This window comes from Kosakonia quasisacchari (genome assembly GCF_004331415.1).
GTDB classification, from domain to species: Bacteria; Pseudomonadota; Gammaproteobacteria; order Enterobacterales; family Enterobacteriaceae; genus Kosakonia; species Kosakonia quasisacchari.
In genome coordinates this window covers 190012-212428 of sequence record NZ_SJOP01000008.1, presented here as the reverse complement: position 1 = coordinate 212428, position 22417 = coordinate 190012, and the positions used below count along the sequence as shown (strand labels likewise).

At 52.8% G+C, this 22417-nt stretch carries 26 protein-coding genes and 1 other annotated feature; of the genes, 16 read left to right on the top strand and 10 right to left on the bottom strand.

Features of this window, described 5'->3' with window-relative positions:
• Positions 1-51: 51 nt before the first annotated feature.
• From E0L21_RS11090 to E0L21_RS11080, 3 genes are all read left to right on the top strand, one after another.
• Entirely contained in the window at positions 52-411 is a 360-nt protein-coding gene (locus E0L21_RS11090) for a hypothetical protein (protein WP_131409425.1), read from the top strand.
• 2 nt (positions 412-413) lie between these two features.
• Positions 414-1442 (top strand): major capsid protein, encoded by a 1029-nt coding sequence (locus E0L21_RS11085; protein WP_131409423.1) that lies wholly within the window; start codon positions 414-416, stop codon positions 1440-1442.
• A 91-nt stretch (positions 1443-1533) separates the two neighbouring features.
• Complete coding sequence (locus tag E0L21_RS11080) at positions 1534-1725, top strand: hypothetical protein (protein ID WP_105611941.1); 192 nt, start codon at positions 1534-1536, stop codon at positions 1723-1725.
• Positions 1726-1772: 47 nt separating this feature from the next.
• On the opposite strand, the gene E0L21_RS11075 is transcribed toward E0L21_RS11080, so the two are convergent.
• The 3 genes from E0L21_RS11075 to rnm all read right to left on the bottom strand — a co-directional run bounded on the left by E0L21_RS11075 (position 1773) and on the right by rnm (position 3883).
• Positions 1773-2105 carry a hypothetical protein gene (locus tag E0L21_RS11075; RefSeq protein WP_131409421.1) on the bottom strand — a complete coding sequence of 111 codons (333 nt, stop codon included), beginning with the start codon at positions 2103-2105 and terminating at the stop codon, positions 1773-1775.
• A 264-nt stretch (positions 2106-2369) separates the two neighbouring features.
• Positions 2370-2990, bottom strand: coding sequence for an L-threonylcarbamoyladenylate synthase (locus tag E0L21_RS11070; RefSeq protein WP_131409419.1), 621 nt, complete (start codon positions 2988-2990; stop codon positions 2370-2372).
• Positions 2987-3883, bottom strand: a complete 897-nt coding sequence (gene rnm / locus E0L21_RS11065; RefSeq protein ID WP_170312061.1) for an RNase RNM — start codon at positions 3881-3883, stop codon at positions 2987-2989. Before rnm ends, E0L21_RS11070 begins: the two co-directional genes overlap by 4 nt.
• A 145-nt stretch (positions 3884-4028) precedes the next feature.
• Positions 4029-4123, top strand: a sequence feature (Trp leader region).
• A 26-nt stretch (positions 4124-4149) separates the two neighbouring features.
• On the opposite strand from rnm, the gene E0L21_RS11060 reads away from it, so the two are divergent.
• The 6 genes from E0L21_RS11060 (at position 4150) to E0L21_RS11035 (ending at position 12060) form a co-directional block, all read left to right on the top strand.
• The gene (locus E0L21_RS11060; protein WP_131409415.1) at positions 4150-5712 is read left to right on the top strand and encodes an anthranilate synthase component 1; all 1563 of its coding nucleotides are present in this window, start codon (positions 4150-4152) and stop codon (positions 5710-5712) included.
• Entirely contained in the window at positions 5712-7307 is a 1596-nt protein-coding gene (gene trpD, locus E0L21_RS11055) for a bifunctional anthranilate synthase glutamate amidotransferase component TrpG/anthranilate phosphoribosyltransferase TrpD (protein WP_131409413.1), read from the top strand. Before E0L21_RS11060 ends, trpD begins: the two co-directional genes overlap by 1 nt.
• Positions 7308-7310: 3 nt before the next feature.
• Entirely contained in the window at positions 7311-8669 is a 1359-nt protein-coding gene (gene trpCF, locus E0L21_RS11050) for a bifunctional indole-3-glycerol-phosphate synthase TrpC/phosphoribosylanthranilate isomerase TrpF (protein ID WP_131409410.1), read from the top strand.
• Between the two features lie 12 nt (positions 8670-8681).
• Positions 8682-9875 carry a tryptophan synthase subunit beta gene (gene trpB / locus E0L21_RS11045; RefSeq protein ID WP_131409408.1) on the top strand — a complete coding sequence of 398 codons (1194 nt, stop codon included), beginning with the start codon at positions 8682-8684 and terminating at the stop codon, positions 9873-9875.
• Positions 9875-10684: a tryptophan synthase subunit alpha gene (gene trpA, locus E0L21_RS11040; protein WP_131409406.1), complete on the top strand. Its 810-nt coding sequence runs from the start codon at positions 9875-9877 to the stop codon at positions 10682-10684. The genes trpB and trpA overlap by 1 nt, the downstream gene beginning before the upstream one ends.
• 134 nt (positions 10685-10818) lie before the next feature.
• A complete protein-coding gene (locus E0L21_RS11035; protein ID WP_235855227.1) occupies positions 10819-12060 on the top strand; it encodes a chloride channel protein in 1242 nt (413 codons plus the stop codon).
• 299 nt (positions 12061-12359) lie between these two features.
• Here the strand turns inward: E0L21_RS11035 and ompW are convergent, their stop codons facing one another.
• A complete protein-coding gene (gene ompW, locus E0L21_RS11030) occupies positions 12360-12995 on the bottom strand; it encodes an outer membrane protein OmpW (protein ID WP_131409402.1) in 636 nt (211 codons plus the stop codon).
• A gap of 281 nt (positions 12996-13276) precedes the next feature.
• Between ompW and E0L21_RS11025 the strand changes: the two genes are divergently transcribed.
• The 4 genes from E0L21_RS11025 to yciA all read left to right on the top strand — a co-directional run bounded on the left by E0L21_RS11025 (position 13277) and on the right by yciA (position 15542).
• Positions 13277-13681: a YkgJ family cysteine cluster protein gene (locus E0L21_RS11025; protein WP_131409400.1), complete on the top strand. Its 405-nt coding sequence runs from the start codon at positions 13277-13279 to the stop codon at positions 13679-13681.
• A 24-nt stretch (positions 13682-13705) separates the two neighbouring features.
• Positions 13706-14449 carry a YciC family protein gene (locus E0L21_RS11020; protein WP_131409398.1) on the top strand — a complete coding sequence of 248 codons (744 nt, stop codon included), beginning with the start codon at positions 13706-13708 and terminating at the stop codon, positions 14447-14449.
• A gap of 51 nt (positions 14450-14500) precedes the next feature.
• Positions 14501-15043 (top strand): septation protein A, encoded by a 543-nt coding sequence (locus E0L21_RS11015; protein WP_016495852.1) that lies wholly within the window; start codon positions 14501-14503, stop codon positions 15041-15043.
• Positions 15044-15143: 100 nt separating this feature from the next.
• The gene (yciA, locus tag E0L21_RS11010; RefSeq protein ID WP_131409396.1) at positions 15144-15542 is read left to right on the top strand and encodes an acyl-CoA thioester hydrolase YciA; all 399 of its coding nucleotides are present in this window, start codon (positions 15144-15146) and stop codon (positions 15540-15542) included.
• Positions 15543-15569: 27 nt separating this feature from the next.
• Here yciA and tonB read toward each other — a convergent pair whose 3' ends face one another.
• Positions 15570-16283 (bottom strand): TonB system transport protein TonB, encoded by a 714-nt coding sequence (tonB, locus tag E0L21_RS11005; RefSeq protein WP_170312060.1) that lies wholly within the window; start codon positions 16281-16283, stop codon positions 15570-15572.
• 221 nt (positions 16284-16504) lie between these two features.
• On the opposite strand from tonB, the gene E0L21_RS11000 reads away from it, so the two are divergent.
• Positions 16505-16801, top strand: coding sequence for a YciI family protein (locus E0L21_RS11000; protein WP_131409392.1), 297 nt, complete (start codon positions 16505-16507; stop codon positions 16799-16801).
• Positions 16802-17167: 366 nt separating this feature from the next.
• On the opposite strand, the gene E0L21_RS10995 is transcribed toward E0L21_RS11000, so the two are convergent.
• The 3 genes from E0L21_RS10995 to E0L21_RS10985 all read right to left on the bottom strand — a co-directional run bounded on the left by E0L21_RS10995 (position 17168) and on the right by E0L21_RS10985 (position 18384).
• Positions 17168-17506: an SMR family transporter gene (locus E0L21_RS10995; RefSeq protein WP_131409390.1), complete on the bottom strand. Its 339-nt coding sequence runs from the start codon at positions 17504-17506 to the stop codon at positions 17168-17170.
• Positions 17507-17524: 18 nt separating this feature from the next.
• Positions 17525-18145, bottom strand: a complete 621-nt coding sequence (locus tag E0L21_RS10990) for a LysE family translocator (protein ID WP_131409388.1) — start codon at positions 18143-18145, stop codon at positions 17525-17527.
• A gap of 65 nt (positions 18146-18210) precedes the next feature.
• A complete protein-coding gene (locus E0L21_RS10985) occupies positions 18211-18384 on the bottom strand; it encodes a YciY family protein (protein ID WP_017457170.1) in 174 nt (57 codons plus the stop codon).
• A gap of 139 nt (positions 18385-18523) precedes the next feature.
• Between E0L21_RS10985 and cls the strand changes: the two genes are divergently transcribed.
• Together cls and E0L21_RS10975 are read left to right on the top strand one after the other, a co-directional pair.
• On the top strand, positions 18524-19984 hold the full coding sequence (cls, locus tag E0L21_RS10980; protein ID WP_131409386.1) for a cardiolipin synthase: 1461 nt from the start codon (positions 18524-18526) through the stop codon (positions 19982-19984).
• A gap of 30 nt (positions 19985-20014) precedes the next feature.
• On the top strand, positions 20015-20344 hold the full coding sequence (locus tag E0L21_RS10975; RefSeq protein WP_016495844.1) for an HI1450 family dsDNA-mimic protein: 330 nt from the start codon (positions 20015-20017) through the stop codon (positions 20342-20344).
• 57 nt (positions 20345-20401) lie between these two features.
• On the opposite strand, the gene oppF is transcribed toward E0L21_RS10975, so the two are convergent.
• Both oppF and oppD read right to left on the bottom strand, forming a co-directional pair.
• Complete coding sequence (gene oppF, locus E0L21_RS10970) at positions 20402-21406, bottom strand: murein tripeptide/oligopeptide ABC transporter ATP-binding protein OppF (RefSeq protein ID WP_131409384.1); 1005 nt, start codon at positions 21404-21406, stop codon at positions 20402-20404.
• On the bottom strand, positions 21403-22416 hold the full coding sequence (oppD, locus tag E0L21_RS10965; protein ID WP_131409382.1) for an ABC transporter ATP-binding protein: 1014 nt from the start codon (positions 22414-22416) through the stop codon (positions 21403-21405). The genes oppF and oppD overlap by 4 nt, the downstream gene beginning before the upstream one ends.
• Between the last annotated feature and the right edge of the window lies 1 nt (position 22417).

Here is a 22417-nt window from a genome sequence, read left to right as displayed (position 1 = left end):
GATCACCCTGTGGCTCTCACCACGTCTTAAACCCTCTCAAGGAAAACAATTATGAAAACTTCCGTAGCGTTTCCTAAACGCATGTCGGACGTGCTGGTTAACAGCGCCTCCGACCTATTCTCCCGCACAGAGATCAAGGGTGTCACTATCCCGGCTGATCTGCACTGTGGGGATGTCTTTAATGGTTCAACCTTTGAATTGTTCGATCAAGCTGTGGAGGGTTCCCCGCTGATCTGCCTGGTGGATGTTTCAGCAGGTGAAAACAAAACAATCGTAGTGGTTGATAGATTGGCGTATGTGAACACGTTCAACCTACGCGCTAAAGATACAGCCTCCCTGAAGGAAGCGATTAAACGTTTGGCCGCTGGCGGTTCTATTCGTACTGGCAATAACAACAGCATGGAGGCTTAATCATGAGCGTTAAAGATATTAAAAATACCTATGAGGGCTTGGACCTTGTAGCAACTATCAAGGATTCTAAACAAGGCTCCTATCTGCTACAGGATCTTAATCTGTTTGTGAAAGGCACCTCCAGCGTTCCTAATGCCCGCGTGAGTGACATCACCGACGCAGAGGACGCGAAACTTGAAACTGTGAGCCGATACGGCACCGACACCAATCACCAAAAGGCGGCAACCGCTGTTTTCCGTGATGCTGAGATTCCGGTTGTACATGAAACCGCTTTCGTTCGCCCACATGATTGGCAAGGATTGATCAGTCCTACTACTAATCAGAATATGGCGATCACTGAAGTTATTAGCAAGCGTGCTGTACAGTTCGAAAAAGATTACCGCCGCACTGTGGAAACTTCTCTAGCAGAGGCTCTCTTCGAGCGTAAAGTAAGCTCACCTCACACCGATGATGGTGATATTTCCTTCGATCAAGTGTTCGGCGCCTCCCCGGCTTCCTTCATCCTAGACGCTTCAGCGGATGCTTCCATTTACCAACAGTTGGCTAAACTGCGTCGCCAAGTTTCACAGGCTTTAGGCGCGGCTCGCAACTACAGCGATCGTCTTTGGGTTCTGTGCGATTCTGGCCTGTATGACGCGATCGCCACCAACAAAGAGATCCAAGCGTTTATCCTGCATAGTGTCCAGCAGGCGCAGATCTCCGGCGCGGTTATCCCTAATGCCTTGTCAGGATTCAATACCATGTCTTTGGGTCCTGTGACCTTCGTAGACTTGGCAGGCGATCCGACTTACAAAGTGGATGCGAACAGCGGTTTGGTTGTCCCACGTATGACCGATCCCGAGGTGAGCTATTTACGCCGAATTTCTGGGCCATGTAGCAGAAATCAAAGCCTGGCGGTTAAGGGTGGGGTCCAAGATCGATATAGTTGGACTAGTGTCGATGGTGACGGAATCATCAAATTGCAATCTGAGTTTTCCCTGTTGCCTCTTCTACTTCGTCCTCAGTGGCTGACCACTATTAGCTTGGCCTAATTGAGAATGCCCCCGGCTCCGGCTGGGGGTTTATTCCCCCTAGTGGTATTCATTTGAATTTTTAGTGACTGACTTTAGCGAAGGAAAACACATGAAAGTTTCAATCAATATCCCCGGTGCCTCTGGTCCTGTCTACGTGTCCGGTACTGCGGAAATAATCAACCGCAAAGCACTGTGCCGTGAATTGGGGTTAAACAACGTAGAATTTTGCAGACGGGAAGCCTTACACGGCTTTGAGTATGCACTGAGTGTATTGCTGGCGAAAAAGCGTAAACTGCGCTAACTAGCTGAATTTTCAAGAGGCTGACCTTAACGGGTCAGCCTTTTTGTTTATCCAAAAAATGATTTTATATAAGCATTCAAATCCAACGGGTTACTATGTTTCTCCCCATTGATGCTATATGTGATTACTTCACCAACATGTTGTTCAATTAGGGCTTTCGCTTGTTCACCATGTTCTGAGACCCTGCGAGTTCTAGCGATCGGTGTTGGAGCAGCAATATCTTCTACACGGCAAACGTGACTAATAATATCGTTCGTTATGTCGGTAACACCGTCAGTCGAGAACTCTCCAGTTTTATTAAGTCCATTTCTTGTGTATTGATATTCAATATGTAAATTTTTATCCATAGCAAATTTATCTCTGGTTAAGTGGTATTGCATGCTAATCGACCCTTCCTGTACTTAACGATCAATATAGTACAAAGGAAAGGTTCATGGACAGATATGGATGTAACACATTGAGGCAAACAAGATGGGGATAATCGGTGTCATACAAGAAGTACAACACCGACTCAAACAAATAATTAACTCTTTGATTTTAAAAGAAAAAATTAAATACTTGTACGCCTTCACAGGCGTCGAATAGGGTCATCAGGTCGGCGAAGCCGCTGCTGAAATGGCCGCGTAGTATAGCGGCTTGCGCCACTATAAGAAAGGCTTAACGTCGCCAACCCCTTCGCGAATAACCTCTGGTGTGGATTCAGTTAAATCTACTACCGTCGTCGGTTGTTGGCCGAGGTAGCCACCGTGAATAATTAAGTCCACCAGTTTCTCCAGCCGCTCTTTGATTTCATCAGGATCGGATTCGGTAAAATCACTGCCCGGCAGCATTAACGAGGTGGAAAGCATCGGTTCGTTGAGCGTTTCCAGCAGTGCCAGCGCAATCGGGTTTGACGGTACGCGCAGACCAATCGTTTTGCGTTTTTCCTGCAATAAACGACGCGGCACCTCTTTTGTACCTTTCAGGATAAACGTGTAGTTGCCGGGCGTATTATTTTTAATCAGACGAAAGGCCACGTTATCGACAAATGCATAGGTCGACAGTTCAGATAGGTCGCGGCACATCAACGTGAAGTTGTGACCATCCGGCAAATGACGAATACGGCAAATACGCTCCATCGCCCCTTTGTCTTCGATTTTGCAGCCCAACGCATAACCGGAATCGGTGGGATACACGATGACTCCGCCTTTACGCACAATTTCTACCGCCTGGTTAATCAACCGCGGCTGGGGGTTTTCCGGATGAATATAGAAAAATTGACTCATACTTCCCTCTCTCTGTTCTGTTGCGGCTGCTCCCATTTCAGCCATACGCCATCAACACCGGCCGGAAGCCAGAGTTTGCGCCCCAGTTCAATCCATGGGCAAGGCTGATGGAAATCAGAACCTTGCGATGCCAGTAAACCGAACTGACGGGCATACGCCGCGAGCTGCGTTCGCTCGTTGGGAGCCTGCTGACATTGGGCGACTTCCATCGCCTCACCGCCGCACTGTGCAAAATACGCCAGCAGTCTTTTCAGCCATTTAGCAGAAAGGTTATAGCGGCCAGGATGGGCCATTACCGCCGTTCCACCAGAATGATGAATCACATCAATAGCTTGTTCTATTGTACACCACTGGGGAGGAACGTATCCCGTTTTCCCCCGGGCAAGATACTTTTTAAAAACATCGGCAATATTGCTCGCTTTGCCCTGTTCCACCAGGAAACGAGCAAAGTGTCCGCGCGTTACGTTCGCCCCCTGTGCCAGCCGTTGGGCGCCTTCCCACGCACCGGCAATGTGCGCTTTTTCTAAACGTTCAGCAATTAACTTCGCCCGCTGAACCCGACGTTCAGATTGCGCCTGCAAAAATGTGCGCAGCGCCGGGTGGTCAATATCAATATTCAGACCAACAATATGTATTTCGTGGTTTTCCCAGACGGTGGAAATCTCCACACCGCTGATAAGCTGCAAATCAAGTCCTGCCCGCACAATTTCCGCACGGGCAGCAGGAATGGCATCGGTAGTATCGTGGTCGGTTATCGCCAGCGTACCGACGCGCATCTCTACCGCGCGATGCACCAGTTGTTCGGGGGAGAGCAGACCGTCAGAAGCCAGGGTATGGCTGTGAAGATCGTAAATAATGGCGTAATTCGTGTCGCTCAAAGCGGCTCCGCTAATTCATCAGGACGTCGGTTTGTCGCCTATCATACAGTCCTGACAATATTTTCTGAATTCGAGGTTGACTTTCTTTTCCTGAACCAGTTAACTAGTACGCAAGTTCACACAACAAGGTATCGCAAAAATGAATGCACATTTCTCTGTTACTCGCTGGTGGCGCACTCCCTGATAAGGGCTGTGAGATCACGTGCGCATTCAGCATACCGATACCAGGCCCGCTCACCCAGCGGGCTTTTTTTTGAACAAAATAAATAATGAGAGCGACTATGCAAACGCAAAAACCAGCACTCGAACTTCTGACCAGCAATGCCAGCTACCGCAGTAACCCGACGGCGTTGTTCCATCAATTATGCGGCGACCGTCCGGCAACTCTGCTGCTGGAATCAGCAGATATTGACAGCAAAAGTGATTTAAAAAGTCTGCTGCTGGTGGATAGCGCATTGCGTATCACCGCGCTTGGTGACACCGTCACCATTACAGCATTAACCAAAAATGGTGCAGCTCTCCTGACGCTGCTGGATAACGCGCTGCCTGCCGGGGTGGAAAATACCGTCCTGCCGGAGGGTCGTGAATTGCGCTTCCCGGCCGTGAGCAACCTGCTGGACGAAGATGCCCGCCTCTGTTCACTCTCCGTTTTTGATGCCTTCCGTTTGTTACAAGATCTGGTGAATGTCCCTTCCGATGAACGTGAAGCCATGTTTTTCGGCGGCTTGTTCGCTTATGACCTGGTGGCTGGTTTTGAAGATTTACCGCAGCTTACGCACGATCGCCGTTGTCCGGACTACTGCTTTTATCTCGCCGAAACCTTACTGGTGATCGACCACCAGAAACAACAAACGCGCATCCAGGCAAGCTTGTTTACCCCTTTAGCGCAGGAAAAAGACCGTCTGCTCCAGCGCATCGAAACCCTGCGCCAGCACCTGGATCGCCCTGCTGAGCCGTTGCCGGTCGAGAAAGTTGAACATATGCGCTGTGACTGCAACCAGAGTGATGAAGAGTACGGTGCGGTCGTGCGTGAAATGCAAAAAGCGATTCGCGCGGGCGAGATTTTCCAGGTGGTGCCGTCTCGCCGCTTCACCCTGCCTTGTCCTTCACCGCTGGCGGCTTATGAGGTGCTAAAAAAGAGCAACCCCAGCCCGTACATGTTCTTTATGCAGGATAACGATTTCGCCCTGTTTGGTGCCTCACCAGAAAGCTCGCTCAAATATGACGCAAGCAACCGCCAGATTGAGATCTACCCTATCGCCGGAACACGTCCGCGTGGACGTCGCCCGGATGGTTCGCTGGATCGCGACCTCGACAGCCGTATCGAACTGGACATGCGTACCGATCATAAAGAGCTCTCAGAACACTTAATGCTGGTGGATCTGGCGCGTAATGATCTGGCGCGCATCTGCACACCCGGTAGCCGCTATGTTGCCGATCTGACGAAAGTCGATCGTTATTCCTACGTCATGCACCTCGTTTCCCGCGTAGTTGGTGAGTTGCGCAAGGATCTGGATGTTCTGCATGCCTACCGTGCTTGCATGAACATGGGCACACTGAGCGGCGCACCGAAAGTGCGCGCCATGCAGTTAATTGCCAAAGCGGAAGGCACACGACGCGGCAGCTACGGCGGCGCAGTCGGTTACTTTACTGCGCATGGCGATCTGGATACGTGCATCGTGATTCGTTCCGCCTGGGTGGAGGATGGTGTGGCAACCGTACAGGCAGGCGCTGGTGTGGTGCTGGATTCCGTTCCGCAATCTGAAGCCGATGAAACCCGTAATAAAGCTCGCGCGGTTCTGCGCGCTATCGCCACCGCACACCACGCTCAGGAGACTTTCTGATGGCTGACATTCTGCTGCTTGATAACATTGATTCCTTTACTTACAACCTGGCAGATCAGCTGCGTGCGAGCGGGCATAACGTGGTGATTTATCGTAACCATGTTCCGGCGCAGACCTTGATCGACCGCCTTCAGACAATGCAAAACCCGGTGCTGATGCTCTCACCAGGCCCTGGCGCACCGTCTGAAGCGGGCTGCATGCCGGAACTGCTTACGCGGCTGCGCGGCAAACTTCCGATTATCGGTATCTGCCTCGGCCACCAGGCGATTGTTGAAGCCTATGGCGGCTACGTCGGCCAGGCGGGTGAAATCCTGCACGGCAAAGCGTCAAGCATCGAACATGATGGCCAGGCGATGTTCGCGGGTTTAAGCAATCCGCTTCCCGTTGCACGTTACCACTCGCTGGTGGGCAGCAACATCCCGGCAGGATTAACCATCAATGCCCATTTTAACGGCATGGTGATGGCGGTACGTCACGACGCGGATCGCGTTTGTGGTTTCCAGTTCCACCCGGAGTCGATTTTGACCACGCAAGGCGCACGTCTGCTGGAGCAAACGCTGGCGTGGGCGCTGCAAAAACTGGAACAGGCTAATACCCTGCAACCGATTCTGGAAAAACTGTATCAGGCGCAAACCCTCAGCCAGCAGGAGAGCCACCAGCTTTTCTCTGCGGTGGTGCGCGGCGAGCTGAAGCCAGAACAACTTGCGGCCGCGCTGGTCAGTATGAAAATTCGCGGTGAGCATCCCAACGAGATTGCCGGAGCTGCCACTGCACTGCTGGAGAATGCCGCGCCGTTCCCGCGCCCGGATTATGCCTTTGCCGATATTGTCGGCACCGGCGGCGACGGCAGCAACAGCATCAATATTTCCACCGCCAGTGCATTTGTCGCTGCTGCTTGCGGACTAAAAGTCGCCAAACACGGCAATCGCAGTGTTTCCAGCCGTTCCGGCTCATCAGATTTGCTGGCGGCGTTTGGTATCAATCTGGATATGAACGCAGATAAATCGCGTACCGCGCTGGATGAACTGGGCGTCTGTTTCCTGTTTGCGCCGAAGTATCACACCGGTTTTCGCCATGCGATGCCGGTACGCCAGCAGTTGAAAACCCGCACCCTGTTCAACGTGCTCGGTCCTTTGATTAACCCGGCGCATCCGCCGCTGGCGTTGATTGGCGTTTACAGCCCTGAACTGGTGCTGCCGATTGCCGAAACCCTGCGCGTACTCGGTTATCAGCGTGCGGCGGTTGTGCACAGCGGCGGCATGGACGAAGTGTCACTGCATGCACCGACACTGGTTGCCGAACTGCACGATGGTGAAATCAAAAGTTACCAGCTCACCGCTGCCGATTTTGGCCTGACGCCGTACCATCAGGAGGCACTGGCTGGCGGTACACCGGAAGAAAACCGTGACATTCTGACACGCTTACTCCAGGGTAAAGGTGAGGCCGCGCATGAAGCAGCCGTCGCCGCCAACGTCGCCATGCTGATGCGTCTGCACGGCGAAGAAGATTTGCAGACCAACGCGCAGAAAGTACTCGATGTGCTGCACAGCGGAGCAGCCTACCACAAAGTCACCGCACTTGCGGCAAGAGGATAAAAAATGCAAACCGTTTTAGCGAAAATTGTCGCCGATAAGGCCATATGGGTTGCGGCGCGCAAGGAGCAACAACCGCTGGCCGGCTTTCAGAACGATGTCGTGCCCAGCACGCGTCGCTTCTACGATGCCCTGCAAGGCACGCGTACAGCGTTTATCCTGGAGTGCAAAAAAGCCTCACCGTCAAAAGGTGTGATTCGCGATGATTTTGACCCGGCGCGTATTGCGGAGATTTACAAACATCATGCGTCGGCAATTTCTGTGCTGACGGATGAGAAATATTTCCAGGGCAGTTTTGATTTTCTGCCGATTGTCAGCGCCATCGCGCCGCAGCCAATCCTGTGCAAAGACTTTATTATCGATGCTTATCAGATCTACCTTGCTCGTCACTACCAGGCTGATGCCTGCCTGCTGATGCTCTCCGTCCTCGATGACGAACAGTACCGCCAGCTTGCCGCCGTCGCGCACAGTCTGAATATGGGTGTGCTGACGGAAGTCAGTAATGAAGAAGAACTGCAGCGTGCTATCGCGCTGGAAGCAAAAGTGGTTGGCATCAACAATCGCGACCTGCGCGACCTTTCTATAAACCTAAACCGCACCCGTGAGCTGGCACCGCGCCTTGGCACTGGTGTAACGGTTATCAGCGAATCGGGCATCAACACCTATGCGCAGGTGCGTGAACTGAGCCATTTTGCCAATGGTTTCCTGATTGGCTCCGCACTGATGTCACATGACGATCTTGACGCGGCGGTGAAACGCGTCTTGCTGGGTGAAAACAAAGTGTGCGGGCTGACCCGCCCGGAGGATGCGCAGGCGGCACATCAGGCCGGAGCCATTTACGGCGGTTTGATCTTCGTTGCCAGTTCCCCGCGCGCCGTGACTGAATCGCAAGCACACACAATCATGCAGGCCGCACCGCTACAATACGTCGGTGTATTCCGTAATGCAGAGCCCGACGAGGTGGTGGCAAAAGTTAACGCGCTGAAACTGTTTGCCGTCCAGTTGCACGGCGATGAAGACCAGGCCTATATCGATACGTTGCGCGAGCGTCTTCCGGCGAAGACGCAAATCTGGAAAGCACTCAGCGTTGGCGATAGCCTGCCCGAACGTCGCTTCCAGCAAGTCGATAAATATGTGTTTGATAACGGCCAGGGCGGCAGCGGCAAAAGTTTCGACTGGTCGCTACTGGCAGGCGAATCGCTGGATAACGTGATTCTGGCTGGTGGCCTGAGCGCAGATAATTGCGTGCAGGCGGCCAAAACCGGCTGTGCCGGACTCGATTTTAATTCAGGTGTGGAGTCGGAACCGGGCATCAAAGATGCCAGTAAACTGGCCTCGGTTTTCCGCACACTGCGCGCTTATTAAGGAAAGAAGACAATGACAACACTACTGAATCCCTATTTTGGCGAGTTTGGCGGAATGTTCGTTCCGCAGATCCTGATGCCGGCACTGCGTCAGTTAGAAGAAGCCTTTGTCAGCGCGCAGAGCGACGCTGAATTTCAGCAACAATTTAACGATCTGCTGAAAAACTATGCCGGACGTCCGACTGCATTGACCAAATGCCAGAACATTACTGCTGGCACGCGCACCACGCTTTACCTCAAGCGTGAAGATTTGCTGCACGGAGGCGCGCATAAAACTAACCAGGTTCTGGGCCAGGCGTTGCTGGCGAAACGCATGGGCAAAACCGAAATTATCGCCGAAACGGGAGCGGGTCAGCATGGCGTGGCCTCGGCTCTGGCGAGCGCACTGCTGGGCCTGAAATGCCGCATCTATATGGGTGCAAAGGATGTTGAGCGCCAGTCGCCAAACGTGTTCCGTATGCGCTTAATGGGTGCGGAAGTGATCCCGGTACATAGCGGCTCCGCCACGCTGAAAGATGCCTGTAACGAGGCGCTGCGCGACTGGTCTGGTAGCTACGAAACCGCGCACTATATGCTGGGAACTGCGGCGGGCCCGCACCCTTTCCCGACCATTGTGCGTGAGTTCCAGCGCATGATTGGCGAAGAGACGAAAGCGCAGATCCTCGAAAGAGAGGGGCGTCTGCCAGATGCGGTTATCGCCTGCGTTGGCGGCGGTTCTAACGCTATCGGTATGTTTGCCGACTTTATCGACGAAACGTCCGTTGGTCTGATTGGTGTAGAACCGGCGGGTCACGGTATCGAAACTGGTGAGCACGGCGCGCCGCTGAAACATGGCCGCGTTGGTATCTATTTTGGTATGAAATCGCCGATGATGCAGACAGATGAAGGCCAAATTGAGGAGTCTTATTCGATCTCTGCGGGTCTGGATTTCCCGTCTGTCGGGCCGCAGCATGCATATCTGAACAGTACTGGTCGTGCCGACTATGTTTCTATCACGGATGACGAAGCGCTGGACGCGTTCAAAATCCTGTGCCGCCATGAAGGCATCATTCCTGCGCTGGAATCCTCGCACGCCCTCGCCCATGCGTTAAAAATGATGCGCGAGAACCCGGACAAAGAGCAGTTGCTGGTGGTTAACCTTTCCGGGCGCGGCGACAAAGACATTTTTACCGTACATGACATCCTGAAAGCGCGAGGGGAAATCTGATGGAACGCTATGACAACTTGTTTAAGCAACTGAGTGCGCGCAAAGAAGGTGCATTCGTTCCCTTCGTCACGCTGGGCGATCCTTCGCCGGAACAATCATTAAAAATCATTGATACGCTGATTGAAGCAGGCGCAGATGCACTTGAGTTAGGGATACCGTTTTCCGATCCATTGGCTGACGGCCCGACTATCCAGAACGCCACGTTGCGCGCCTTTGCCGCTGGCGTGACACCGTCACAATGCTTCGAAATGCTGGCAGCCATTCGCCAGAAGCACCCGACCATTCCAATCGGCCTGCTGATGTATGCCAACCTGGTTTTCAGCCGTGGCATCGACGAATTCTATGCCCAGTGTGCAAAAGTCGGTGTTGATTCCGTGCTGGTCGCGGATGTGCCGATTGAAGAATCCACACCATTCCGCCAGGCAGCCTTGCGCCATAATATCGCGCCCATCTTTATCTGCCCGCCAAACGCGGACGACGATCTGCTGCGCCAGATTGCCTCTTATGGCCGGGGTTACACCTACCTGCTTTCACGCGCAGGGGTAACCGGTGCGGAAAACCGTGCGGCGCTGCCGCTTCACCATCTGGTGGAAAAGCTCACCGAGTATCACGCTGCACCTGCGCTGCAGGGCTTCGGTATTTCCGCACCTGATCAGGTGAGTGCTGCCGTAGAAGCGGGTGCCGCCGGGGCGATCTCCGGTTCAGCGATTGTGAAAATCATTGAGAAAAACCTCACCAACCCAACGGCCATGTTGGCTGAGCTGAAAGCCTTTGTGCAAAGTCTAAAAGGCGCTACTTTGCCGCGTTAACCTCTGACACCGCCTGTTGATTCAGGCGGTGTACTTTCCTGCTCATCCCCCCTTTTTTTCCTAACACATTGTTAAAACGTTCATATTTTCTGTGGGATAATAATCCTAAAAATTATGACACCGATATAAACACCATGCGTGAGATCCCTGATTCTTGCTGGCAACGTCGCTGGTTGGCCCTGCTGCTGACCGGGTTGCTTTCCGGCGCGGCTGGCATGTTGATTGCCCTTCTGCTGCATGCCATCCAGCACCTGGCTTTTGGTTATAGCCAGCAATCGCTGATTGGCGGCGCACCGTTTCTACAGGGCGTAACAGATGCCAGCGCCCTGCGCCGTTTTGCTTCCCTTGCTGCTGCGGGTGTGGTGGCGGGCTGGGGATGGTGGCTACTGGCACGCTATGCAAAAAAACGTGTCAGTGTGGGCGCTGCGCTAAAAGATGTTCAACGCCCGATGCCCGCATTCACCACCTTAATCCATGCGTTGCTACAAGTTATCACCGTGGCGATGGGCTCGCCGCTCGGTCGAGAAAGTGCGCCGCGTGAAGTCGGAGCTTTGTTTGGTAGTGGGATGGCGAGGCGTATCGGATTAAATGCGCAAGAGACGAGGCTGGTGATCGCCTGCGGTGCAGGTGCCGGGCTGGCGGCGGTGTATAACGTTCCGCTGGCGGGCGCAATTTTTACCCTTGAGGTACTGCTGGTCACGATCAGTTGGGATGCGGTCATTGCCGCCATCGTCACCTCCGCCCTCGCCGCGTTCATGGCATCGCTGGTGCTGGGCAACGAGCGTCAGTATTTGTTTACCGCCCCCACAGCGCCCCCTTCTTTGATTATCTGGGCAGTCCTGTCAGGACCGCTGTTCGGCTATGCTGCTAGCCTGTTCCGGCGGATGACAAAAAGCGCGCGGGCACAGGTAAAAACCAACTGGCAAATGCCGGTCCTCTGTTTTATGGCTTTTGCCTGTCTCGGCTTGCTCGCTATCTGGTTTCCACAATTACCAGGCAACGGACGCGGCCCGGTGCAACTCAGTTTCGGCGGAGGTGTAACACTACCGCTGGCGGCCATGTTGATTGGATTAAAAGTGCTGAGTATCTGGATGGTGCTACGCAGCGGTGCCGAAGGTGGTTTACTTACGCCGGGGCTGGCGATCGGTGCCCTGCTGGGAGCGCTGATGTTCCTGCTGGTGGGTCAGTTTTTTCCCGGCGGCAGCATGGCGGAATTTGCGCTGACCGGTGGCGCGGCTTTTCTCGCCTCGTCGATGCAAATGCCGCTCACCGCCATTGTGCTGTTGATGGAATTCACCGGCATGGATTTCAGTTTTTTTGTGCCGTTGGCCCTCTGCGTTGCCGGCGCGTATATGACCTGCCGCTATTGCAAGTAACGCGTTTCGGGGAGTGGGTTTATCGCACTGGATAAGAATTCGCAGGCTCCTCATGAATGGGCGGGAAGTGGCGGCTAATATTTTATATGCTGTGAGTACCGCACCCTCTCACTTCCTGCTTTCCAATTCTTTATCTGCACCTCGTCGCGATCGACGAGCCAGCGAGGTGAGAGTTCACCGCACTCTGCATTGGATGTGTATGGGCGACAATATTGGGATGCTGCTTGCACCTGAAAGAAACCATTACACGCGGGAAGGCGTGGAAACTGGTTATTAACAAACCAGTTTCCACAATACGCTTAAAAACGATAACCAGCAGAGAACATAAACACCCACGGATCCAGGCGAGTATGTACGCTTTGTTGCACACCATTCGCTTTAAAACGCACATCCGTATCGATATCCATCCACCAGACTGACATGTTAATCAGCCAGTTTCGGTTGATTAAGTAATCCAGACCGGCTTGCCCCGCCACGCCCCAAGAGTCTTTCAGGCTCAAATCCGACAGCCCAGCAGCTTTCCCGGTATCGTTAAATTTCTCATCAAAGAAGGTGGTGTAGTTTACGCCTGCACCAAGGTATGGGCGCAGTTTGCTCTGTGAATCACCAAAATACCACTGCGCCATTAATGTCGGCGGCAGGTGATGCACAGTGGCGATGTCGCCGGTTGGACCGGTACCAACGCGGTGGCGAAATGGCGTCGCGGCCAGTAATTCAACGCCAATGTTGTCGGTCGCCATCCAGCTCATCGTCACACCAAGTTGGGTGTTATTGCTGACATTAAAACTGCCCAGAGCGCCTAAAACGTTATCTGAACCTTCCGTCGGACGTACCGTCGCGGAACCGGCTCGAATGAAAAATTCGCCAGCTTCATGCGCGTATACACCGGTAGAAAGGCTACTCAGGATCAATGCTGCCACGGCTAACTTCTTCATATCCACTCCATGTTTAAGGTTTTTATCGCGCCGTGAATATACCTATAACTGAGTACAAAGTGATCCAACACGGATCACACTTAACCCCGTAATTTAACATTCATTGATCTGGGTTAATTTTCACCGCTCGTTACACTCATTAACTTTTGTATTTAAATCAATTTTCGCTTTGTGAGATGGTTAAAAAAATACTCGCTCGCCTATCTTGTGTGCGTTATGCGGCGGCGATAATTTATTGGCCTGACAATATATGTTGATGCGTCGTTAAGTGCAGGTGCGTTATGAGTGATATCAATCCGTGCATGTCGTGCGGAGCCTGTTGTGCGTATTTTCGAGTCTCTTTCTATTGGGCAGAAGCGGATGATGCTGGAGGCCCTGTCCCGGCTCAGCTCACCGAGCCGCTAACCCCATTTCTGCGTTGCATGAGCGGAACCAATCAAAATCAGAGCCGCTGTACAGCGCTGCAAGGTACGCCCGGCGAGTCGGCCAGTTGCAGTATTTATACAAACAGGCCGTCGCCCTGCCGTGAATTTGCCATGTCCGGCGAAGACGGAAAGGTCAATGAAGCCTGCGATCGGGCTCGTGCGCGCTACGGTTTAGCGCCTCTTTACAAAGATATGCTTTTCCATACAAGCAGCGATGCTGCCACTGAGGGTGTATTCGGGGTACAATTGCCCGCAATTTAACACCGCCATACTCAAGGAGAGTGCATGTCTATCACGGCGAAGTCCGTTTACCGTGACACGGGGAATTTTTTTCGTAATCAGTTCGTTACTATTTTACTGATTGCTTTACTTTGTGCGTTGATCACGTTCTTGCTTGGCAGTGCCTTTAAGCCCAGTGAGGAGCAACTCTCCATTTTAAGTGAAGGGGATAATCTTGCCGGCAGCGTCGGGTTGTTTGATCTGGTGCAGAATATGACGCCGGAGCAGCAACAAGTGCTGCTCCGAGCGTCTGCGGCATCAACGTTTTCCGGCCTTGTTGGCAATGCGATTCTCGTCGGTGGCGTACTGCTGATGATCCAGATGATTTCTGCGGGTCAGCGCATCAGCGCTTTGCGGGCAATTGGCGCCAGCGCGCCAGTGTTGCCAAAGCTGTTTTTACTGATCCTGCTGACCACTTTTATCGTGCAAATTGGCATTATGTTTGTGATTGTCCCAGGCGTCATTCTGGCGATCCTGCTCGCTTTCGCCCCGGTGATACTGGTGCAGGATAAAATGGGGATTTTCGCCGCTATGCGTAGCAGTATGCGCCTTGCCTGGGCGAATATGCGTCTTGTCGCTCCGGCGGTAATAGGTTGGTTGCTGGCAAAAACATTGCTGCTGCTGTTCGCGCATAACTTTGCGGTGTTCACTGTGGAAGGTGGTGAAGTGATTGCCAATACGCTGAGCAACCTGATTTCAGCGGCGCTGCTGGTTTATCTGTTCCGCCTCTATATGTTGATGCGTTCGTGATTGTTCCGGTTGCCTGCGTCTGTGGGCAACCCCTTATGATGGAATCGTAGAATGAAGCAGTTTCTTGATTTTCTGCCGTTGGTGGTCTTTTTCGCCTTTTACAAACTGTACGATATCTATGCGGCGACCACTGCGCTGATTATCGCGACCGCTATCGTGCTGATTTATAGTTGGGTGCGCTATCGCAAAGTGGAAAAGATGGCACTCATTACTTTTGTGCTGGTCGCCGTATTCGGCGGGCTGACTCTTTTCTTCCATAACGATGAGTTTATTAAATGGAAGGTGACGGTGATTTACGCCTTGTTCGCCGCAGCGTTGCTCTTCAGCCAGTGGGTCATGAAAAAGCCGCTGATCCAGCGCATGCTCGGTAAAGAGATCGCGCTGCCGGAAGCCGTTTGGGGCAAACTGAACATCGCATGGGCGCTGTTTTTTATTTTGTGTGGTCTGGCGAATATCTACATTGCCTTCTGGCTGCCGCAAAATATTTGGGTGAATTTCAAAGTGTTTGGCTTAACCGCGCTGACGCTTCTCTTCACCGTGCTGAGCGGCGTTTATATCTACCGCCACATGCCCGCGCAGGACGACAAATCCTGAGACTGAAAGCCAGGCCAACGCGCCTGGCTTTTTTCTTTCCGAACGCCCCGCATTCGTAGTAGCATCCCGCCATAAATCCCTCATAGCAGAAGAGATAACAATGACAACCCCTCAGGACACTCCCCAGGGAGAGCTTGTTTTACGCACATTAGCAATGCCAGCAGACACCAACGCCAACGGCGATATCTTCGGCGGTTGGTTAATGTCACAAATGGATATTGGCGGCGCAATACAAGCCAAGGAAATTGCACATGGTCGCGTGGTGACTGTGCGCGTTGACGGCATGACTTTTCTTCGCCCGGTCGCGGTGGGTGATGTTGTCTGCTGCTATGCACGCTGTGTTAAGCGGGGCAACACTTCAGTGACAATTAATATTGAAGTGTGGGTGAAGAAGGTCTCATCCGAGCCAATTGGTCAGCGTTATAAAGCAACGGAAGCGCTGTTTATTTACGTCGCAGTCGATAATGAAGGCAAACCGCGCCAGTTACCGCAGGCCTAAGAAAAAGCCTCCTTACGGAGGCTTTTATTATTCCATTGAGGCACCGCCGTTCAGACGGAACACGACATTAACGATTAATCCTGTTCCCGGTTTCCCGGATTCATAACGCCACTTGCGCATTGCCGCTTTTACTTCACGTTCAAACATATTCGCCGGTTGCGCCGACAGCACTTCGACGTTCTCAACACGGCCATCGGCGGTGACGTCAAACTTCACTTTTACCCGGCCTTCAATGCGCAGCGCTTGCGCACGGGCCGGATATTGCGGCTGGTTGCGGCTCAGTGCGCGCGGGCCAGCCGGAACAGATGGCGCAGGTTGGGTAGCCGTCGACGGAGCCGGATTCGTAACCGGTCGCGCGGGCGCGTTATTCTGGAACGGTGAGGCCGGTTGCGGTGTTGCCGGTTTCACTTCACGCTTCGGCTGCTCGACCTTTTTCTCCGGTTTTGGCTTCGGCTTGGGTTTTGGCTGCGGCTTGGGCTTTTCAATCACCACTGGCGCTTCTTTCGGTGGCTCAGGAACGGGTTCCGGCTCGGGCTCAACGACCGGCTCCGGCGGTTGAGCCACCTGAGGAGATTCCAGATCGGCAGGCGCCACCATAGTGACCGAAATGGGTTGCGCAGGTGCGGGCAGTTCAACAACCTGATGTACCGATGTATAGAGCAGACCCGCCACGACGGCTCCATGAATACCGACAGACAATAGCGTCGGCCAGGGAAAGCGGCGAGGTAAATCAAGGGTCATTGAAGTCATAATCGCGTCAGTTAAAAAAACCAGAGCTAGATTTTAAATGCAAATAGCAATCATATTCAACAAGCCATCACGTGCGCAGGCGATTTAATCCGTTAAATGGGTAAAAAAACCGCATACATTGCATGGATGTTACGGCCATTACCATCTTTACATTGCAGTCGTTTCGCCTTTCACATAGGGTATGGCTTTCTTATCTGTGAGGAGTTCTGCCCGTGCTATACGTTATTTTTGCTGAAGATATTGCTGACTCACTCGAAAAACGTTTGTCCGTGCGCCCCGCCCATCTGGCGAGACTGCAGCTACTGCGCGATGAAGGCCGTCTGCTGACTGCCGGTCCAATGCCGGCTGTCGACAGCAACGATCCTGGGGCTGCGGGTTTCACTGGCTCGACGGTGATTGCTGAGTTTGAATCGCTGGAAGCGGCGAAGTTCTGGGCAGAAGCCGATCCCTACGTCGCTGCAGGGGTTTATCAGAACGTGACGGTGAAACCGTTCAAGAAAGTATTCTAAAAAGAAAAGACCCGCCAAGGCGGGTCTTTTACTGTACTGACCACTTCAGAACCAGGCAGCATTTCAGCATCCGGCTGGTGAATTCCGCGCTTATATAAATCGCTGATGTTAACGCAATTGCCCGCCACCAGCAGATATGCCCGATCCGTATCGAAATATTCATCGCAGGCGGAGCAACGAGGTCTGCGTTCTCACACTGCGGGAATAAAATTCTGTGAACATAAATCTTCACAACTATCCCGATTTAAACGCCTTACTCCCGCTTCACTTGCCGGGAATGCTCATAACGAGCAATAACTCATCATGAAAACCAGGGGAAATAATAGAGAGTGATCACCACCGAATATTCCCCTGGTGTTTCATTATTTAATGCCCAACACTTTTGGAAAAAAGATTAATAACCGCCACCCCGGCAATAATTAACCCCATTCCCATGATTGCTGGCATGTCCAGTTTTTGCCCGTGTACTAGCCAGCCAGCAATACCTATCAGCACAATACCGGCACCTGACCAAATGGCATAAATCACCCCGGTCGGAATAGTGCGCATAGTAATTGTCAGGCACCAGAACGCAATGCAATACCCGACGATACTGATAATGCCGGGTAACAAACGAGTAAAACTGTCGGAAGATTTCAGCGCTGTTGTGGCAATAACTTCCATCACAATGGCAATACCGAGAAAAATAAAGGCTTCTTTGTTCATATGGGTTACCGGACAATATTAACGTTTACTGAGCGCCAGACGAGTGGCAAACAGCAAAAAGACCATCCCTGTGCAACGATCCATCCAGCATATGACTTTTTCTTTACGCAGGAATGACGACAACGGGCGCGTGGCGGAAATAAGCAGCGTCGACCAACAGGTGCCCAGTAAAAGATGAATAAAAACCAGGCCAAAGGTCCAGACTATCAGCGGTTGTCCCTGTGGGATAAACTGCGGCAGAAATGAGACATAAAAAATGCCCACTTTCGGGTTGAGCACGTTGCCGAACATCCCTTTGAGAAACCAGTTCTGCGATTTCGTTTCGCTTGCGCCCACCGCAGAAAACGATTTGCGCGGACGCAGCAGCATATTCAGACCCAACCAGCATAAATAGGCTGCGCCACAATATTTCAGGATGCTGTACGCCAGCTCAGACACCGCGATCAGCGCACCCAGACCAAACGCCACCATTGCTCCCCAGATAAGACAACCGGTGTTGATTCCCATCTGTGCTTTGAAAGCCTCTTTGCGACCTTCAACTGTCGCGGTGCGTAATATCAGCGCCGTGTCCAGCCCCGGCGTTAATGTCAAAAGCGTGGCGGCGAAGGTAAAAGCCAACAGACTATCCATTACCGACATACTGCGACTCCTTCTTTAACATTACGTCCAGAAACGATCGCGGGCACCTGTTCGGTGCCCGGATATTAAAGATCGTAAATAGCGAATAACAGCACATTACGATGACGGTTCACGCCACATTTCCTGATCGCGTGGATGCGCATATTGCGACGTGATTGCGCTTCCAGCCAGCGCGCTTTACGGCGGCTCATCTGCCGCAGCATACGCCAGCGCCCCACTTCCGTTCGACTACGCTTCATTTTTACAACTCAATACTTAACAGAAACGCCATTATAGTCCGTCAACTTCGCCAGGCCAGCGCTTTTCGGCGTTTTTATTTGCCAGATGAATGCGGATGCGTACACTCATCAAATACAGTTTTTAAAAGGATTTTTATTTATGACCGCTTTTTACACGGTAATGAGTTGGCTGATTGTCTTGGGTTACTGGCTACTGATTGCGGGTGTAACACTGCGCATATTGATGAAACGCCGCGCTGTCACTTCTGCAATGGCGTGGTTACTGGTGATTTACATCCTGCCGCTGGTTGGGATCATCGCCTATCTTTCGCTTGGCGAACTGCACCTTGGGAAACGTCGTGCCGAGCGCGCCCGCGCCATGTGGCCTTCTACCGCTAAGTGGCTGAATGATCTGAAAAATTTCAAACATATTTTTGCAACCGAAAACAGCGGCGTGGCGTCATCTCTTTTCAAGTTATGTGAGCGACGCCAGGGGATCGCCGGAGTTAAGGGCAATCAGTTGCAGTTACTCACCTCGACCGATGATGTGATGCAGTCATTGATCCGTGATATTCAGCTCGCCCGTCACAATATCGAGATGGTGTTTTACATCTGGCAACCCGGCGGTATGGCGGATCAGGTGGCCGAATCGTTAATGGCCGCAGCGCGCCGCGGCGTACACTGTCGCCTGCTGCTGGATTCTGCCGGCAGCGTGGCGTTTTTCCGCAGCCCGTGGGCAACCATGATGCGAAATTCCGGTGTTGAAGTGGTCGAGGCGCTGAAAGTGAACTTAATGCGTGTCTTTCTGCGCCGCATGGATTTACGCCAGCACCGAAAAATCGTGTTGATTGATAATTACATTGCCTACACCGGCAGCATGAATCTGGTCGATCCGCGTTTCTTTAAGCAAGATGCTGGCGTCGGGCAATGGGTCGATTTGATGGCGCGTATGGAGGGCCCGGTCGCCACAGCAATGGGGATTGTTTACTCTTGCGACTGGGAGATAGAAACAGGAAAACGCATTCTTCCCCCGCCGCCTGACGCCAACATCATGCCCTTCGAAGAGGCCAGCGGGCACACCATTCACACCATTGCTTCCGGGCCAGGGTTTCCGGAAGATCTGATCCACCAGGCATTGCTGACGGCCGTCTACGCTTCACGCGAATATTTAATTATGACCACACCCTACTTTGTGCCCAGCGACGATCTGCTGCATGCGATTTGTACGGCGGCACAGCGCGGGGTGGACGTGAGTATTATTCTGCCGCGTAAAAACGATTCGCTGCTGGTCGGCTGGGCCAGCCGGGCATTTTTTGGCGAGCTGCTGGCCGCAGGCGTAAAGATTTACCAGTTCGAAGGCGGTTTGCTGCATACCAAAAGTGTGTTGGTGGATGGCGAACTGAGCCTGGTCGGCACCGTAAATCTGGATATGCGCAGCCTGTGGCTGAATTTCGAAATCACACTGGTGATTGACGATGCCGGTTTTGGTGGCGATCTGGCGGCCGTCCAGGATGATTACATCTCCCGCTCCCGCTTACTTGATGCGCGTTTGTGGGTAAAACGGCCGTTCTGGCATCGCATTGCTGAACGACTGTTTTACTTCTTCAGCCCGTTGCTGTAAAACGTGCCCAACAGACGTGAAGAGGTAATCATGGAAATGGATCTGAATAATCGCCTGACCGAAGACGAAACCCTTGAGCAGGCCTACGACATCTTCCTCGAACTTGCAGCGGACAACCTTGACCCGGCGGACATCATTCTTTTCAACTTACAGTTTGAAGAGCGTGGCGGCGCTGAGTTGTTTGATCCGGGCGAAGACTGGCAGGAACATGTGGATTACGATTTAAACCCGGACTTCTTCGCTGAAGTGGTCATTGGCCTTGCGGATACCGATGGCGGCGAAATCAATGACATCTTCGCACGCGTATTACTGTGCCGCGAAAAAGATCACAAACTTTGCCATATTCTCTGGCGCGAATAAGCGCGGAAAGAAAAAAGAAAAAGGGCTGACAATTGTCAGCCCTTTTTTATGCGTGGACTATAGCGGGTCGACTTTCAGGCAAGAGACCGCATGACGGAAGCTGCCCTCCAGCACCGGACGCGTCTGCGCGCACTCAGGCCCGGCAATCGGGCAGCGAGTACGGAACACGCAGCCCGACGGCGGGTTGATTGGTGACGGCAAATCCCCTTCCAGCAACTGTATCGTCTTGTTCTTTTCCAGATCCGGGTCCGGAACCGGCACCGCCGACATCAGCGCTTTGGTATACGGGTGTAGCGGGTTCTGGTACACCTCGTCATAGGTGCCAAGCTCCACAGCATGACCGAGGTACATCACCAACACACGGTCGGAGATATGCTTCACTACCGCCAGGTCGTGGGCGATAAAGATCAGCGACAGCCCCATTTCACGTTGCAGTTGTTGCAGCAGGTTAACGACCTGCGCCTGGATTGAGACATCCAGTGCTGAAACCGGTTCATCACAAATGATCAGTTTCGGTTCGAGGATCAGCGCGCGGGCAATACCGATACGCTGACACTGGCCGCCGGAGAACTCGTGCGGATAGCGGTTAATCAGGTTCGGCAGCAACCCCACCTTCATCATCATCGTCTTAACGCGATCGCGCACTTCCTGGCGCGACATTTTCGGATGATAGGTGCGCAGCGGTTCGGCAATGATTTCACCAATGGTCATACGTGGGTTCAGTGATGCCAGCGGATCCTGGAAAATCATCTGAATATCACTGCGTACAGCGCGCCACTCTTCCTGCTTCATGCCCAGCAGATCTTTACCCAGCCAGGCCACTTTTCCATCGGTGGCTTTCACCAGGCCAATGATGGCGCGAGCAAAAGTCGACTTACCGCAACCGGATTCGCCCACCACGCCGAGGGTTTCCCCTTCGTACAGTCGCAGCGTAACGCCATCAACCGCTTTCAATGTTTTCGGCGGTTGCCAGAACCACTGTTTGCCGTCTTTGATGTCGAAATGCACCTTCAAATCGGCGATTTCCAGCAGCACTTTTCTCTCGTCAATCGCGGTATTCATACCAGTTCCTCCACCGATTTAAAGCAGGCGCGCAAACGGCCCGGGGCAAACTCCTCCAGCGGTGGAGCACTGTTACAGATTTCCATCGCGTGCGGGCAGCGCGGCTGGAACGGACAGCCTTTCGGCAGACGCAGCAGGTTCGGCGGGTTGCCTGGAATCGTCAGCAACGCATCGCCTTCCGTGTCGAGGCGCGGTACCGCGTTCAGCAGGCCGATAGAGTACGGATGCGATGGCTGGTAGAACACATCGCGCGCTTTGCCATACTCCATGGTACGGCCAGCGTACATCACCAGCACTTTGTCGCAGATACCCGCAACGACGCCCAGATCGTGGGTGATCATGATAATGGCGGTGTTGAATTCGCGTTTCAGCTCGTTCAACAGCGTCATGATCTGCGCCTGTACGGTCACGTCCAGCGCGGTGGTCGGTTCATCGGCAATCAGCAGTTTTGGTCGGCACATTAACGCCATTGCAATCATCACACGCTGGCGCATACCACCGGAAAACTCGTGCGGATACATGCGCATGCGTTTACGCGCTTCCGGCATTTTTACAGCGTCTAGCATTTTGACGGACTCTTCAAATGCTTCCGCTTTGTTCATGCCTTTGTGCAACATCAGAACTTCCATCAACTGCTCACCAACGCGCATATACGGGTTCAGCGAGGTCATTGGGTCCTGGAAAATCATCGAGATCTGCTCTGCGCGCAGTTTGTTCAACGCCTGCTCCGGCAGATTGAGGATCTCTTTGCCGTTGAAGGTCGCCGAACCGCCAATACGCCCATTTGTCGCCAGTAAACCCATCAGCGCAAACGCGGTCTGGGACTTGCCGGAACCCGATTCACCTACAATTCCCAGCGTTTCACCGGCCCGCAGCGAGAAGTTCAGGTCATTAACCGCCGTGACATCACCATCCGGGGTCTGGAAGGTTACACGCAGATCTTTCACGTCCAGCAGGAGATTGGATTGCTGCTGCGTCGCCGACGCGAATGAGGTTTCAGTTATGCTCATA

Excerpts from the sequence above, each read along its gene's own strand:
- E0L21_RS11085 (WP_131409423.1), top strand. The coding sequence starts at position 414 with ATGAGCGTTAAAGATATTAAAAATACCTATGAGGGCTTGGACCTTGTA.
- E0L21_RS11015 (WP_016495852.1), top strand. The coding sequence starts at position 14,501 with ATGAAGCAGTTTCTTGATTTTCTGCCGTTGGTGGTCTTTTTCGCCTTT.
- E0L21_RS11035 (WP_235855227.1), top strand. The coding sequence starts at position 10,819 with ATGCGTGAGATCCCTGATTCTTGCTGGCAACGTCGCTGGTTGGCCCTG.
- oppD (WP_131409382.1), bottom strand. The coding sequence starts at position 22,416 with ATGAGCATAACTGAAACCTCATTCGCGTCGGCGACGCAGCAGCAATCC.
- E0L21_RS11070 (WP_131409419.1), bottom strand. The coding sequence starts at position 2,990 with ATGAGTCAATTTTTCTATATTCATCCGGAAAACCCCCAGCCGCGGTTG.
- E0L21_RS11090 (WP_131409425.1), top strand. The coding sequence starts at position 52 with ATGAAAACTTCCGTAGCGTTTCCTAAACGCATGTCGGACGTGCTGGTT.
- trpCF (WP_131409410.1), top strand. The coding sequence starts at position 7,311 with ATGCAAACCGTTTTAGCGAAAATTGTCGCCGATAAGGCCATATGGGTT.
- E0L21_RS11080 (WP_105611941.1), top strand. The coding sequence starts at position 1,534 with ATGAAAGTTTCAATCAATATCCCCGGTGCCTCTGGTCCTGTCTACGTG.
- yciA (WP_131409396.1), top strand. The coding sequence starts at position 15,144 with ATGACAACCCCTCAGGACACTCCCCAGGGAGAGCTTGTTTTACGCACA.
- trpD (WP_131409413.1), top strand. The coding sequence starts at position 5,712 with ATGGCTGACATTCTGCTGCTTGATAACATTGATTCCTTTACTTACAAC.
- E0L21_RS10995 (WP_131409390.1), bottom strand. The coding sequence starts at position 17,506 with ATGAACAAAGAAGCCTTTATTTTTCTCGGTATTGCCATTGTGATGGAA.
- ompW (WP_131409402.1), bottom strand. The coding sequence starts at position 12,995 with ATGAAGAAGTTAGCCGTGGCAGCATTGATCCTGAGTAGCCTTTCTACC.
- E0L21_RS11075 (WP_131409421.1), bottom strand. The coding sequence starts at position 2,105 with ATGCAATACCACTTAACCAGAGATAAATTTGCTATGGATAAAAATTTA.
- tonB (WP_170312060.1), bottom strand. The coding sequence starts at position 16,283 with ATGACCCTTGATTTACCTCGCCGCTTTCCCTGGCCGACGCTATTGTCT.
- trpA (WP_131409406.1), top strand. The coding sequence starts at position 9,875 with ATGGAACGCTATGACAACTTGTTTAAGCAACTGAGTGCGCGCAAAGAA.
- E0L21_RS11060 (WP_131409415.1), top strand. The coding sequence starts at position 4,150 with ATGCAAACGCAAAAACCAGCACTCGAACTTCTGACCAGCAATGCCAGC.
- trpB (WP_131409408.1), top strand. The coding sequence starts at position 8,682 with ATGACAACACTACTGAATCCCTATTTTGGCGAGTTTGGCGGAATGTTC.
- E0L21_RS10975 (WP_016495844.1), top strand. The coding sequence starts at position 20,015 with ATGGAAATGGATCTGAATAATCGCCTGACCGAAGACGAAACCCTTGAG.
- oppF (WP_131409384.1), bottom strand. The coding sequence starts at position 21,406 with ATGAATACCGCGATTGACGAGAGAAAAGTGCTGCTGGAAATCGCCGAT.
- E0L21_RS11025 (WP_131409400.1), top strand. The coding sequence starts at position 13,277 with ATGAGTGATATCAATCCGTGCATGTCGTGCGGAGCCTGTTGTGCGTAT.
- E0L21_RS10990 (WP_131409388.1), bottom strand. The coding sequence starts at position 18,145 with ATGTCGGTAATGGATAGTCTGTTGGCTTTTACCTTCGCCGCCACGCTT.
- cls (WP_131409386.1), top strand. The coding sequence starts at position 18,524 with ATGACCGCTTTTTACACGGTAATGAGTTGGCTGATTGTCTTGGGTTAC.
- E0L21_RS11020 (WP_131409398.1), top strand. The coding sequence starts at position 13,706 with ATGTCTATCACGGCGAAGTCCGTTTACCGTGACACGGGGAATTTTTTT.
- E0L21_RS10985 (WP_017457170.1), bottom strand. The coding sequence starts at position 18,384 with ATGAAGCGTAGTCGAACGGAAGTGGGGCGCTGGCGTATGCTGCGGCAG.